Genomic DNA, 13,527 nt, shown 5'->3' with positions numbered 1-13,527 from the left:
TCAGCGCCTCTCCCCATCGTCGCTGCCGGGAGCAGCGGTGCCGAACAGCTTCACGAAGACGAACGCGATGATCGCCACGGTGATGAAGATCAGCACCGACATCGTGGAGCCGATGCCGAGGTTCAGGCCCCGGATCAGGTTGTTGTAGGCCAGCATCGACACCGACGAGGTCTCGTTGCCGCCGTTGGTGAGCACGAAGATGTTGTCGAAGACCCGGAACGCGTCGAGCGTGCGGAACAGCAGCGCGACCAGGATCGCCGGCTTCATCACCGGCAGCATCACCTTGGTGAACCGCTGCCACGCCGTCGCGCCGTCGGTGGAGGCCGCCTTGAGCAGGTCCTCCGGCACCAGCGCCAGCCCGGCCATCAGCAGCAGCGCCATGAACGGGGTGGTCTTCCAGATCTCCGCCAGCATGATGATCGCCAGCGAGCTGGCCCGCTCGGTGAGCGGCGCGCTGCCGTCGAACAGGTTCGCCAGGTAGCCGGTGCCCGGCGTCCAGGCGTACCGCCAGGAGAACGCCGCGACCACCGTGACGATGCCGTACGGGATCAGCGCCGCGGTACGGACGATGCCCCGGCCGACAAGCGTCCGGTGCATGATCATCGCCAGGCCCATGCCGAGCACCAGCTCGATCGCCACGGTGACCACCGTGATCAGCATGGTCACCCCGAACGCGGTCCACCAGAAGTCGTTCGTCAGCACGGTGACGTAGTTCTCCAGCCCGACGAACTGGCGCTCGTCGGGGAACCGCAGGTCGTAGCGCTGCAACGACAGCCAGATCGAGTACAGGATCGGATACGCGGTGACCAGCACCATGACCAGCGCGGCCGGCGCGCACAGCAGCCAGCCGAGGCGACGCTCGGCCCGCTTGTTGTCGCTCAGCGGAGCCCGGCCGCCACGGCGGGCCCGCTGGGCGGGCACCGCGGCGTGCCTGGCGGCCGGCTGCTCCGCCTCGGCGGCGGCCTCCGCGCCGGCCGGAGTGGCGTTCACGCTCATGGCAGCACACCCTTCGACTCCAGCGCGTCGGCGATCGCCTTGCGCAACTCGTCCGCGGTCCGCTCGGGGTTGATCCCCGAGGGCGGCGACAGGATGGCCGACATCACCGTGGAGATGCTCTGGTACGCCGGGGTCAGCGGTCGCACCGCCGGCTCCTTCAGCTCCTCCAGGATGGTCTCCTTCATCGGGTACGCCTCGGCCATCTCCGGGTCGTCGTAGACCGCCTCGATGGTCGGGGGCACGCCGTCGTTGACCGCGGAGAACTTCTGGTGCTCCGCGTTGCGGATGCACCGGGCCGCCTCGAACGACTCGGTCGGGTGCTTCGAGTACCTGCTCACCGCCAGGTTGACCCCGCCGATGGTGACCTTGCTCGGGGTGTTCGCGTCGATGCCGGGCACCCGCGCCCACTTGACGTCCTTGGCCAGCTCCGGGTTGGCCTCCTGCATCGCCGGATACACGAACGGCCAGTTGACCTGGAACGCGCCGCCGCCGGACTGGAACTCCAGCCGGACCGGGTCCTCGACCGCGTTGCTGAACGACGGCGAGGTCACGCCCGACGTGGCGAACGTCTTGAGCTGCTCCAGCGCGCGTACGGTGCCGGCGTCCATGACCGCCTTCTTGCCGTCGTCGCTGAGGATCTTGCCGCCGGCGCTCTCGGCGAGCGTGTTGTAGAGCACCACCAGGCCCTCGTACTGGGCGCCCATGGTGAGCACCCGGTAGGGCTTGTTCTGCTCCTTGAGCTGCTGGGCCGCCGAGATCATCTCGTCCCAGGTCTTCGGCGGCTGCGACACCAGGTCGGCGCGGTACCAGAGCAGTTGCACGTTGGTGTTCTTCGGCGCGGCGAAGAGCTTGTCCTCGTACTTGGCGGTGTCCAGCGGGCCGGCGAGCGTGCCCTGCTCCACCTCGGCCTTGTCCTGGCCGGTCCACTCCCGGATCCAGTCCGCGCTGGCGAACTCCTGCGTCCAGGTGACGTCCAGGCCGAGCACGTCCATGCCGCTGTCCTGCGCCGCGAGCCGTCGCACCATCTGCACCCGCTGCTCGTCGGCCTCGCGCGGCAGCACCCGGTAGCTGATCCGGTAGCGCCCCTGGGCCTGCGCGTTGCAGTCGTCGACCACCTTCTGGAGGTTCTGCTCCGGCGGGTAGTACAGGTTGATCGTCGGCGGGCCACCGTCGCCGCCGGACCCGCAGGCGGCCAGCGGGGCCACCAACGCGAGCGCGGCGGCCGCCGCCGCCGCGCGTCCGGCCGGCCGCCGTGCGGCCGTGTCGGGGACTGTCGTCATCACCCTCCCCCTCTCTTCGGCGAGAGCCGGGGAGGTCACCCGTGCCCCGGCGCACGGCGAGACGGTCGAGGCACCGGCCCTGCGCCCGACGCCCCGGGCGTTTCGTGCCGCAGAACGTGCCCGACCTGCGACGAAGCGAAACATCACGGTCACGTGACGGTGACCGCCGCGCTGCGCGCCGACCCGTCCGCCCCTAGGTTGGGGGGATGGACGCCACCTTCTTCTTCGACCCGGTCTGCCCGTGGACCTGGCGCACCTCCCGCTGGCTCGTCGCCGTCGCCCAGGCCCGCGGGCTGACCGTCGAGTGGCGGGCGTTCAGCCTGGCCATCCTCAACGACGGGCGGATCGCCCCCGAGTACGCCGAGGCGATGGCCGCCTCCGGCCGCGTGCTGCGGCTGGTGGAGGCGCTGCGGGCGCAGGGCCGGCACGAGGACGCCGGGCGTCTCTACACCGAGCTGGGGGCACGCAGCCACGACGCCGGGGACCCGCTCGGCGACCGGACCGTCGCGGCGGCGGTGGAGGCGGCCGGCGTGACGGACGCGGCGCCCGCACTGGACGAGGAGCGCTGGGACGAGGCGGTCCGCGAGTCGCACGCGCTGGCGTACGGCTCGGCCGGCCCGGACATCGGCTCGCCGGTGCTCATGGTGCCGGACGCCGGCCGGGGCATCCACGGGCCGATCATCACCGAGGTCCCGGGCACCGAGGACGCGCTGGTCATCTGGGACTCGATGCTGCCGCTGCTACGCCTGGACACGTTCCACGAGCTGAAGCGCGCCCGCCGCTGACCATCGGCGTTTTACGCGTTGTACGCTGCTGTCGTGATGGAGCGTGAGTACGCCTGGACCGAGACCGGCAAGGCGAGCGCCAGCCGCCACGACGTCTCGGAGCAGGAGGCGATCGAGGCGCTCTACTCACCGCAACGCATCGAGAACCACATCGGGAGTCTGCTGCTCGCCGTCGCCGGCCTGGCAGACACCGCTCGGGTGATCATGGTGCTCTGCGAGCGGTTCGGGAAGGTCAACAGCTACGGGATCCTGGCCGTACGGCTTGCCACGCCCGATGAGGTCAAGCAGTGGATGGAGGGAACGCGATGAGCGCTGGCCGTGATCCGCGGGCGATGAGCCGCGAGGAGTTGGTCGCCTACTTCGACCGGGGCGGCGACATCTCCGAGTTGCTGCGGGACGCGACCCGGGGGCCCGACCTCGGGCCGACGCCCGCGCCGGAGAGCGTCCCGATGGTGGTGACCGGAGTCAGGCTTCCCTCGACGATCGTCCGGCAGCTCGACGAACTCGCCGGCAACGACAAGGGCGGCCGATCCGGCCTCATCCGCCGGGCGATCGACGAGTACCTGGCCCGACACGCCGGCGAGGCGGCCTGAGCCCGTCCCGCCGGGTGAGCGGCGAGACTACCGGGCGGGACAGGGGTGGACTAGCGTTTTCCTCACTCCGTGGCCCCGCGTGTCGCCGCCGCTGTCGACCCGCCGCCGGCTGTCCCCCACAGCCTGCTCGATCGGTGGGTTCTCCCGGGAACCGCCGCCCCCGTGCGTGCCGGTTGGGCAGGATTCGCCCCGAGGAGGTGCCGTCGTGCAGGACACCCGCGCTCTCGCCCTGTCGTTCGAGGTGAGCGGCCTGCCCCCGGTCAAGACCGAGGCCCTGTCCATCTTCGCCGCCGGACACCGGCAGGCGACGAGGGTCCGCACCCTGCTCCAGGCCGCCTGCACGGCGGCCCAGCGCACCGGGTGGACCCCGCTCGCCGGGCCGGTCGAGGTGGACCTGACCCTGCGCTGCCCGCCCGGGCACCGGACCTCCGACGCCAGCACCCTGCTCGGCGGTGTGTGCGCGGTGCTCCAGGACAAGAGGCGGGTGTCCACCATCGGCCTCGCCCACCTCGGGGTGCTGGTCGACGTCGCGCTCTGGTCCGACGACCGGCAGATCCGCCGGCTGTCGTACGCCGAGGAGCCGGCGGAGGACTTCTCGTACCTGGTCCGGGTGGCGGCCGTACCGACGATGGTTTGACCGACGGACGCGGTGGGGTACCGCGGACGCCGACGAAGGGAGCGCCGATGTCGGAGCCACATGTCACGCTCGACCCGAGCGGGCTCGATCCGGTGCAGCAGAAGCTGCGCGGCCCGTTGGAGGATCAGCTGACCTCGGCCCTGCAGGCGGCCACCGAACGGATCCGCGCCGGCTACGCGGGCGAGCCCGTGGAGGACGTCTGCCGGCGGCTGCTCGACGAGACCCGGTCCGGCCTGCACCCCGACATCGCGGCCGGGTTCCAGCCGGACATGGACGAGTTCTGCCGGGTGGCGGTGGCGATCGTCCGGGGCGAGGCAGGCTGAGCCCGGCCCGCGCCGCCCCGACCCGGGCGGCGCGGCCGGTGGTCAGCCGCGCCGGACGTCGACGGAGACGACGTGGGCGCCGTCCGGGCGGGTGGACTCGCCCAACCGCACCGGCACCCGCGCGCCGTCCGGGAGACGCAGGCCGAGCCCGAAGCTCAGGTGCCCCTCGAAGTCGCCGGCCGCGGCCCAGCCGAGCAGCGTCGGGTAGCCGACCGCGGCCGGCGGCACGTCGGCGGTCCGGCCGCCCCGCGCGTCGTGTGCCTGCGCCGGGAAGAACCGTACCGACAGGTAGCTCGTGCCGGGCAACTCGACCGGGGCGCCGCGGCCCTCGGTCACCACCTGCGGCACGTACCCGACCCGGTAGGACGGGACGGGCCCGCGGAACGCGAACGTGATCCGGCTGAACCCCTCGGCGGGGTGGTCGCCGACCCGCACCGACACCAGCACGGCCAGCGACGCGCCGGGCGCCGCGGTGACCGGCGCCCGCACCGGGTGGGTGACCCGGGCGGACGTGCCGGGCACCCCCCAGCCCCAGGTCACCCGCCAGGGACCGGCGGTCCCGTCGTCGGTCGAGGTCGGTCGGGTGGCGGCCGGGGGCGGTGCGGCGGCCGTCGTGGCGGCCGGGGCCGACGTGCTGGCCGGGGCGGTGGTCGGGGCGGTGGTCGGGGGCGCCGGGGACGCGCCGTCGTGGCCGGTCGTCGTGCAGGCCGCCGCGAGCAGCACGACCAGGCCGGCGAGCAGCGGTACGCGCTGGAGAGTCATGGTTCAGTGTCGCTCCGTGACCGGTCGCCGCACCAGGGGTGTGCCGCAGCGGCCCGGACGGGTCAGGACCGGGTCCGCAACTCCCCGGCCCTGACCCCGGTCGTCCGGAAGTGGTACGGCGCACGCCGCGGGAACACGGCGGGCGCGGCACGACGCCCACGCCGGGCTCCAGACGGCGAGCCGCTCTGCCCGCACTCAGCTCCACGGTGCTCTTACCACCGGACTCCGGTGCGCCCCCGACTCACCCCGACGAGGCGTGGACGCCGGCTCAGGTTAGGCGCGTCCGCGCAGGTCGAACAAGCGTCGACCGGGGCGACCGGCTGTGATTGATGTCTATGTCGAAACGCGGCATGTCGACGTAACGGGGTCAGCCGGGCCGACGCTGTTCGTCTTCGAGACGCTGGTCGCGCTCGGCCCCGCGGACCGGCGCGGACCGGGCCGCCGCCGCGCCGGCGATGAGCGCCAACCCGCCGACGTGCAGCGCGCGTACGCCGGCCGGCCCCGGCACGGTGGCCGCCGGCAACCCGGGCAGCGACAGCGCCCCCAGACCAGTGACCGTCAGGGCGACCCGCCAGAACACCAGCGGGTTCGCCGCCGGGGCGGGTGGGGGTTCGCCGCCGAAGATCTCGCCGTCGCGGGCCGCGCGGATCGCCAGCGCCACCACCAGCAGTCCGCCGCCGCCACTGGCGACCACGTCCGCGAACTGGAACCAGTACAGCCCGGTCAGGCCGTGGAAGTCGGCGATGCCGAGCAGCCGCGGCAGTCGCTCGCTGTGGCTGACCCGGTCCCACCCCACGTGACTGAACGCGCCGATCAGCGCGGAGCAGACCGTGACCTGCCACGGGTGCCGTACACCGGCCAGCCCGACGTACCGGGGCCAGCCGAACAGCCGGGGCGCGGGCAGGTGCACGGCGATGCCGGCGACCACCCGGCGGGCGATCCAGGCGTACCCGAGGGCGACCGGCAGGCACCACCAGAGCAGGCCGCCGAGCGTGTGGGTGCGCGTCCCGAGGTCGAACCGGGTGCCGGTGAACAGATAGCCGACGTCCGGCGCGACCGCGCCGGTGGCCAACGCCACCCCGTCGAACCAGCGCGGTCGCCACAGCTTCAGCGGCAGCACCGGCGCCAGGTGCGACGGGAACGTGAGCGGCACGTTCCGGACGTTACCGGCCGGCTCAGAAGTGCCGGGCCAGGTCGGGAAAGGCGGCGAGTCGGATCACCCGGGGGTCGGACGGGTCCAGCTCCTCGTGCTCCAGCACCCAGGTGTTCTCGTTCGGGATGAAGACCGCGTTCATGCCGGCGGCCCGCGCGGGCAGGATGTCCGAGCGCGGCGAGTTGCCGATCATCCAGGCGACCGCCGGGTCGAACGCGTGCTCGCGGGCCAGCCAACGGTAGGTGGCGACGTCCTTCTCCGGCACGATGTGCGCCGCCCGGAAGTGGTGCAGCAGCCCACAGGCGTCGAGCTTGCGCTGCTGCTCCTCGCGCTCGCCCTTGGTGAGCAGCAGCAACTCGTGGCGGGTGGCGAGGTCGTCGAGCGTCTCCGCCACGCCCGGCATCAGCTCGACCTGGTGGCCGACCAGCGCGGCGGCGAGCTGCTCGATCTCGCGGCGTTCCCGTTCGGTGGCGGGGCGCTCCCGTAGCTTCTCCAGGCACTCGCCGAGACTGCGCAGGAAGACCTTGCTGCCGTAGCCGTGCGCCACCGCGTTGGCCCGTTCCACGTCGTCGAGCACGGCCCGGAGCTGCGCCCGGTCCAGCGTCGGGTGGTCCAACCAGGTGAGGAAGTCCTCGATCACGCGCTCGAACAGGACGTTGTTCTCCCAGAGCGTGTCGTCGGCGTCGAAGACCAGCACCGATCGCATCGCACCTCCCCGTCGCGGCCCCGCACACCGTACTACTGAAAGGCCGGGGCCCCCGCCTTACCGCCGGACGGACCGCGCGGACCGGCCGATCGTCGACCGGCGCGGAGCGGCTGCCCGACTGTGGATCGCCTGGTCCGGCGGGATGCTTCGGCCATGACTCCCGCACCCGTCCCACCCCCTCCGCAGCGGGTCCGGCACCGGCGACGCACCGCCGTCGTCGTGGCGGCCACGCTCGCCGCCGGCGGCGCGCTGCCGACGGCTCCGGCCCTCGCCGTCAACGCGACGCACACCACCGTGGTCAGCGCCCGGCCGGCGGCCTGGACGCCGCACGCGCTCGACGGCACCGTGTACCGGATCCTCCAGATCGGCGACCGGGTCTACCTGGCCGGCTCGTTCACCAAGGTGCGCAACGCGAACACCACCGCGCAGCTCGCGATGCCCCGGCTGGTGGCGTTCCACGCCGACACCGGCCGGATCGACACCACGTTCAAACCGGTGGTCAACGGCACGGTCAAGGCGCTCGCCGCCTCGGCGGACGGCCGCTCGCTCTATCTCGGCGGCGCGTTCACCACGGTCAACGGCGTGGCCGCGCCGCGGGTGGCCCGGATCGACGCGGCCACCGGCGCGCGCGTCGCCGGGTTCGCCCCGGCCGCGCTCAACAACCAGGTCAACGACATGCGGCTGGTCGGCAACCGGCTGCTCGTGGGCGGCGCGTTCCAGACCGTGGGCGGGGTGACCCGGCGCGGCCTGGCCGCCCTGAACGCGACCACCGGCGCCGCCGACGCCTCGGTCGACCTGCGGCTGGACGGCGCGCGGGTCACCTCCTCCGGGGCCACCTCGCCGGTCAAGGTGGAGGCGCTGGACGTCTCCGCCGACGGCGGCCGGCTGGTCTTCGCCGGCAACTTCAGCACCGTGTCCGGGGCGGCACGGCACCAGCTCGCGGTGGCCGACCTGAGCGCCACCGGCGCCACGCTCTCCGGCTGGGCCACCACGCGCTACCAGCCGCAGTGCGCCAAGACGATGCCGGCCTACCTGCGCGGGGTGGACATCTCGCCGGACGGGACCTGGTTCGCGGTGGTCACCACCGGCGGCCCGTTCCCCGGCACGCTCTGCGACACCGCGGCGCGTTTCGAGTTCGGCGCCGCCACCGCCGGCAAGCAGCCGACCTGGGCCAACTACACCGGCGGCGACACGCTGCTGTCGGTGGCGGTGACCGGCGCGGCGGTCTACGTCGGCGGCCACCAGCGCTGGCTGGACAACCCGTCGGGGCGCAACTCCGCCGGCCCCGGCGCGGTGTCCCGGCCCGGCGTCGGGGCGATCCACCCGACCACCGGCAAGGCGCTGGCGTGGAACCCGACCAAGGACCGCGGGGTCGGCACCGCCGAGCTGTACGCCACCGACCGCGGCCTGTGGGTCGGCAGCGACACGGTGACCGTGGCCGGCGAGTACCACGCCCGGGTGGCGTTCTTCCCGCTGGCCTGACCGGGCCGGGACAACGGCGCGGGCTCAGCGACGCAGCGTGAGGATCAGGTCGGCGACCAGTGCCGTCCACCCGGTCTGGTGCCACGCGCCGAGCCCCGCGCCGTTGTCGCCGTGGAAGTACTCCGGGAAGCAGATCAGGTCCCGCCAGTCCGGGTGGGTCTGGAAGAGCTGTGCCGCGCCGTAGATCGGTCGCCGCCCCCACCCGTCCCGGGTGAACAGCGAGATCAGCCGTGCCGACAGGTCGTCGGCGATCTCGTCAAGCGTCCGCTTGACCCCCGACCGGGTCGGATACTCGATCTGGAGGTCGTCGCCGAAGAACGCGGCGTGGTCGCGCAACGCGGTGATCAGCAGGAAGTTGGTCGGCATCCAGATCGGGCCGCGCCAGTTCGAGTTGCCGCCGAACAGGCCGCTGGTCGACTCGGCCGGCTCGTAGCCGACGCTGAACTCCTGCCCGCCGAGCGTGACCGTGAACGGCTTGTCCAGGTGGGCGCGGGACAGCGTGCGCAGGCCGTACTCGGAGAGGAACTCGTCGGTGTCGAGCATCCGGGCCAGCAGCCGCACCATCTGCTCCGGGCCGACCATGGACAGCAGCCGCTGCTGGGTGCCGTCCGGGCCGAGCCGGCGGGCGCCGATCACGTCCGCGTACTCGGGGCGGTTGGTCAGGAACCAGCGCAGCCGGGCGCCCAGCTCGGGCAGGCGGCGCATGGTGCGCGTGGTGAGCCGGGTGACCGCGGCCAGCGGCAGCAGCCCGACCACCGAGCGGACCTTCAGCGGCACCTGCGTGCCGTCGGCCAGCCGCAGCACGTCGTAGAAGAACGCGTCCTCGGCGTCCCAGAGCCCCTGGGAGTACGCCGCCGCGGCGATGTACGCGAAGTGCTCGAAGAACTTCGTCGCGGTGTCCACGTACGCGCGGTCGTGCTCGGCCAGCACGATGGCGATGTCGAGCAGGTTGAGCGCGTACATGGCCATCCAGCCGGTGCCGTCGGACTGCTCCAGCGTGCCGGCCACCGGCAGCGCGGCCGAGCGGTCGAACGGGCCGACGTTGTCCAGCCCGAGGAAACCGCCCTCGAACACGTTGTTGCCGCCGGTGTCCTTGCGGTTGACCCACCAGGTGAAGTTGAGCAGCAGCTTCTGCATCACCCGGGCGAGGAAGTCGTGGTCCCGACCGCCGTCGATCTCGAAGACCTTCAACGCGGCCCAGGCGTGCACCGGCGGGTTCACGTCACCGAACGCCCACTCGTACGCCGGGATCTGCCCGTTCGGGTGCAGGTACCACTCGCGGAGCAGGAGCAGGATCTGCTCCTTGGCGAACCCGGGGTCGACGCGGGCGAGGGTGACGCAGTGGAAGGCCAGGTCCCAGGCCGCGTACCAGGGATATTCCCACGGGTCCGGCATGGAGAACACGTCGAAGCTGGTCATGTGCCACCAGGCGCTGTTGCGCCCGTGCCGCCGGCCGGCCGGCGGCGGCGCCGAGCCCGGATCGCCCTCCAGCCACCGCTTGACGTCGAAGTGGTAGAACTGCTTGCCCCACATCAGCCCGGCGATGGCCTGGCGGGCGACAAGCGCCTCGTCGGCGGTGGCCGCGGCCGGGATCAGGCTGTCGAAGAACCGGTTCGCCTCGGCGCGGCGGGCCCAGAGCACGGTGTCGAACCCGTCGCCGAGGTCGGCCGGGGCGGGCGGGGCGCCCGCCGGGGGCGGCGCGGTGCGGGTCAGCCGCAGCCGGATCCGCCGCTGCCCGCCGGCCGGCACGTCCAGCACGTAGTGCAGCGCGCCCTTGGTGCCGACCCGCTCCGGGTTGACGGTGGCGGCGCCGGCCACCACGTGGTCGTTGATCCCGTCCTTCGGGTACGCCGACCGCCCGGGCAGCCCCCACAGCCGCTCGGCGTTGGTCTCGTTGTCACACAGCAGCGGCGTCGGCTCGCCGTCGCCCTCCAGCAGCACCTGACCGAGCACCCAGTGCTCGCCGATCAGCCGGGAACCGGTGCCGCGCAGCTCGGGGACCCGGTCGGCGCCGGGCAGGCCCCACGCCCAGGTGTTGCGGAACCAGAGCGTGGGCAGCACGTGCAGGGTGGCGTCCTCGTCGCCCCGGTTGGCCACGGTGACCAGGATGCACATGTCGGTCGGGGACGCCTTGGCGTAGTCGACGGTCACCGCCCAGTACCTGTCGTCGTCGAAGATGCCGGTGTCCACCAACTCGTACTCGGTGTCGTCCCGGCCGCGCAGCGCGTTCACCGCGACCAGCTCGTCGTACGGGAAGGCGGCCTGCGGGTAGTGGTACCGCCAGCGCATCCAGGAGTGCGTCGGCGTGCTGTCGAGATACCACCAGTAGTCCTTGGCGTCCTCGCCGTGGTTGCCGCCGTCGCCGCCGAGGCCGAACATCCGTTCCTTGAGGATCGGGTCGCGTCCGTTCCACAGCGCCAGCGCGAAGCAGAACGTCTGCCGGTCGTCGCAGACGCCCGCCATGCCGTCCTCGTTCCACCGGTAGGCTCGGGACCGCGCATGATCGTGGGGAAAGTAGTCCCAGGCCGTGCCGTGCTCGCTGTAGTCCTCCCGTACCGTCCCCCACGCCCGTTCGGACAGATAGGGGCCCCATGCGCGCCAGTCCTGCTCCCCGGCATCGGCCTGGGCGAGCCGGTGCCGCTCGGGGTCGGGGGTCGCGGAGGTCGGGCGGTCGGTGATCACCCGCACATCTTCGACGCCGCCGGAGTACTTCTCCACAGCGGCCATTGTCGTCGTGGCCTGTCACACCTCGCTGCCGGTGGAGGAAAGTTGATCGACATCCGTTTCGGCCCGCAGCTCTGCGGGACGCTGTCCGCCTCCGCCGAGCGGGAATGGCTGGTCACGGACGGGCGCGGCGGCTACGCCACGGGCACCGTGGCCGGGCTGCGCACCCGGCGGTACCACGGTTTGCTGGTGGTGCCCGGCGAGACACCGGCGTCCCGCAAAGTGGGACTCGTGAGCCTCGACCCGGCGGTGACGCTGCCGTCCGGTCGCCAGGTCCGGCTCGGCGCGCACGAGTGGACCTCCGGCGTGGTCGACCCGCGCGGCTTCGAGTCGCTGGAACGCTTCGACCTCACCGACGGGGTGCCGCGCTGGCGGTGGCGCATCGGCGACGTGGTGATCGAGCGGGAAGTCGCCATGACGTACGGCCGGTCCTGCGTCGCCGTGGTCCACCGGCTGGTCTCCGGCGGCCCGGTCCGGCTGGACCTGGCCGCGGCCTGCACCTGGCGGGACGCGCACGGCGAGCGACGGGCCGACGGTCCCGCCCCCCGGCTGGAGCCGGTGGCCGGCGGCGCGGTGGTCGACGGCGCGTTCCGGCTCGCCGGGCCGGACTGGACCCCGGAGGGCCAGTGGTGGCTCGGCGTCCACCACCGGGCGGAGGCCGCCCGCGGCCTGAATCCCGACGAGGATCTGTGGTACGCGGGCCGGTTCTCCGGCGCGCTCGACGAGCCCGGCGCGACGGTGACGGTGCTGGCCTGGGCGGACGACCTGGCCGAGGAGCCGCCACCGGCGACCGCCGTCGTCGAGGCGGCCCGGCGGCGCAGCCGGGCGGTGGTGGCCGCCGCGAAGCCCGCCGACGCGGTCGAGGCGACGCTGGCGCTGGCCGCCGACGCGTTCGTGGTCCGCACCGCCACCGGCCCCGACGTGGTGGCCGGCTACCCCTGGTTCGGCGCCTGGTCGCGGGACACGATGATCTCCTACGAGGGGTTGTTCCTCTGCGCCAACCGGGCCGACGAGGGCCGGGAGCTGCTGCGCGCGTACGCGGGCACGCTGAGCGAGGGCATGTTGGCGAACACCGCCGACACCGGCCGGGTCGAGCACAACACGGTCGACGCCACGCTCTGGTTCCTGCACGCGGTGAGCCGGCACGTCACGGTCACCGGCGACACCGACCTCGGCGACGAGTTGCTGCCCGCGCTGCACGGCGTGGTCGAGGCACACGTCGCCGGCACCCGCTACGGCATCGGCGTCGACCCCGCCGACGGGCTGCTCGCCCAGGGCGGCCCGCCGGACGTGGCGCTGACCTGGATGGACGCCCGCGTGTACGGGGTGCCGGTGACGCCGCGTACCGGCAAACCGGTCGAGGTGAACGCGCTGTGGATCAACGGGCTGGCCGGGCTCGCCGAGTTGACCGAGCTGGCCGGCCGGGACGCCGGCGCGCTGTGGACGCTGCACTCCCGGGCCACCACGTCGTTCCGCGACCGGTTCCCCGCGCCGGCCGGTTGGCTGCACGACGTGGTGGACGCGCCGGCGCCCGCGTACCCGCTCGGCGGCGCCCCGCACCACGACGACGACCTGCTGCGCCCCAACCAGCTCCTCGCCTGGTCGTTGCCGTTCGCGCCACTGGAGCCGGACGAGGCCACGCTGCGCCGGATCACCGAGGCGTTGTTCACCCCGCTCGGGCCGCGCAGTCTCGCCCCCGACTCCCCCGGCTTCACCCACCGGCACCGGGGCGGCCCGGCCGAGCGGGACGCCGGCTACCACCAGGGCACGGTCTGGCCGTGGTTGACCGGGCCGCTGCTCGACGCGTACCGGAAGGCGGGCCTGCCCACCGCGGACCTGCTGGTCGGGCTGGAGGGGCACCTGGTCGAGGACGGCCTGGGCTCGGTGAGCGAGACCGCCGACGGCACGGCCCCGCACACCGCCACCGGCTGCCCGTTCCAGGCCTGGTCGGTGGCGGAGCTGCTGCGCGCGCGGCGGATGCGCCGGTAACGCGTTACAGACCGGCAACCGGCGCGTCTCCGCCGGTTAGCGACCCCTGGGCAGGATGGGCCGCGACCCCGCCGGCGCCCGCGCCGACGGTCCGGGG

Annotated in this window: 13 protein-coding genes; 7 read left to right on the top strand and 6 right to left on the bottom strand. The window is 73.2% G+C overall.

Going from position 1 to position 13,527, the window contains the following annotated elements; genetic code table 11:
- Positions 1–996: a carbohydrate ABC transporter permease gene (locus ACIA6B_RS07530; protein ID WP_396771937.1), complete on the bottom strand. Its 996-nt coding sequence runs from the start codon at positions 994–996 to the stop codon at positions 1–3.
- Entirely contained in the window at positions 993–2,276 is a 1,284-nt protein-coding gene (locus tag ACIA6B_RS07525) for an ABC transporter substrate-binding protein (RefSeq protein ID WP_396771935.1), read from the bottom strand. The genes ACIA6B_RS07530 and ACIA6B_RS07525 overlap by 4 nt, the downstream gene beginning before the upstream one ends.
- A 206-nt stretch (positions 2,277–2,482) precedes the next feature.
- Between ACIA6B_RS07525 and ACIA6B_RS07520 the strand changes: the two genes are divergently transcribed.
- The 5 genes from ACIA6B_RS07520 (at position 2,483) to ACIA6B_RS07500 (ending at position 4,614) form a co-directional block, all read left to right on the top strand.
- Positions 2,483–3,061 carry a DsbA family protein gene (locus ACIA6B_RS07520; RefSeq protein ID WP_281938821.1) on the top strand — a complete coding sequence of 193 codons (579 nt, stop codon included), beginning with the start codon at positions 2,483–2,485 and terminating at the stop codon, positions 3,059–3,061.
- A 33-nt stretch (positions 3,062–3,094) separates the two neighbouring features.
- On the top strand, positions 3,095–3,370 hold the full coding sequence (locus ACIA6B_RS07515; RefSeq protein ID WP_396771933.1) for a hypothetical protein: 276 nt from the start codon (positions 3,095–3,097) through the stop codon (positions 3,368–3,370).
- Positions 3,367–3,654: a ribbon-helix-helix domain-containing protein gene (locus ACIA6B_RS07510; protein WP_107156908.1), complete on the top strand. Its 288-nt coding sequence runs from the start codon at positions 3,367–3,369 to the stop codon at positions 3,652–3,654. The genes ACIA6B_RS07515 and ACIA6B_RS07510 overlap by 4 nt, the downstream gene beginning before the upstream one ends.
- 205 nt (positions 3,655–3,859) lie before the next feature.
- Positions 3,860–4,291, top strand: coding sequence for a hypothetical protein (locus ACIA6B_RS07505; protein WP_396771931.1), 432 nt, complete (start codon positions 3,860–3,862; stop codon positions 4,289–4,291).
- Between the two features lie 47 nt (positions 4,292–4,338).
- Positions 4,339–4,614 carry a hypothetical protein gene (locus ACIA6B_RS07500; protein ID WP_281938811.1) on the top strand — a complete coding sequence of 92 codons (276 nt, stop codon included), beginning with the start codon at positions 4,339–4,341 and terminating at the stop codon, positions 4,612–4,614.
- A gap of 42 nt (positions 4,615–4,656) precedes the next feature.
- Here the strand turns inward: ACIA6B_RS07500 and ACIA6B_RS07495 are convergent, their stop codons facing one another.
- The 3 genes from ACIA6B_RS07495 to ACIA6B_RS07485 all read right to left on the bottom strand — a co-directional run bounded on the left by ACIA6B_RS07495 (position 4,657) and on the right by ACIA6B_RS07485 (position 7,235).
- A complete protein-coding gene (locus ACIA6B_RS07495) occupies positions 4,657–5,376 on the bottom strand; it encodes a hypothetical protein (protein ID WP_396771929.1) in 720 nt (239 codons plus the stop codon).
- A 367-nt stretch (positions 5,377–5,743) separates the two neighbouring features.
- Positions 5,744–6,529: a DUF4184 family protein gene (locus tag ACIA6B_RS07490; protein WP_396771927.1), complete on the bottom strand. Its 786-nt coding sequence runs from the start codon at positions 6,527–6,529 to the stop codon at positions 5,744–5,746.
- Positions 6,530–6,551: 22 nt separating this feature from the next.
- Positions 6,552–7,235, bottom strand: a complete 684-nt coding sequence (locus tag ACIA6B_RS07485; RefSeq protein WP_396771925.1) for an HAD family hydrolase — start codon at positions 7,233–7,235, stop codon at positions 6,552–6,554.
- A 153-nt stretch (positions 7,236–7,388) separates the two neighbouring features.
- Between ACIA6B_RS07485 and ACIA6B_RS07480 the strand changes: the two genes are divergently transcribed.
- Positions 7,389–8,717, top strand: a complete 1,329-nt coding sequence (locus tag ACIA6B_RS07480) for a hypothetical protein (RefSeq protein WP_396771923.1) — start codon at positions 7,389–7,391, stop codon at positions 8,715–8,717.
- A gap of 24 nt (positions 8,718–8,741) precedes the next feature.
- On the opposite strand, the gene ACIA6B_RS07475 is transcribed toward ACIA6B_RS07480, so the two are convergent.
- Positions 8,742–11,444 carry an MGH1-like glycoside hydrolase domain-containing protein gene (locus tag ACIA6B_RS07475; protein ID WP_396771921.1) on the bottom strand — a complete coding sequence of 901 codons (2,703 nt, stop codon included), beginning with the start codon at positions 11,442–11,444 and terminating at the stop codon, positions 8,742–8,744.
- Positions 11,445–11,486: 42 nt separating this feature from the next.
- On the opposite strand from ACIA6B_RS07475, the gene ACIA6B_RS07470 reads away from it, so the two are divergent.
- Positions 11,487–13,430 carry an amylo-alpha-1,6-glucosidase gene (locus tag ACIA6B_RS07470; protein WP_396771919.1) on the top strand — a complete coding sequence of 648 codons (1,944 nt, stop codon included), beginning with the start codon at positions 11,487–11,489 and terminating at the stop codon, positions 13,428–13,430.
- The last annotated feature ends 97 nt before the right edge of the window (positions 13,431–13,527 follow it).

It is taken from the genome of Micromonospora sp. NPDC051141 (assembly GCF_044455765.1).
Classification (GTDB): Bacteria; Actinomycetota; Actinomycetes; order Mycobacteriales; family Micromonosporaceae; genus Micromonospora.
The sequence above is the reverse complement of the archived record's forward strand: the minus strand, read 5'-3'. Positions and strand labels throughout refer to the sequence as shown.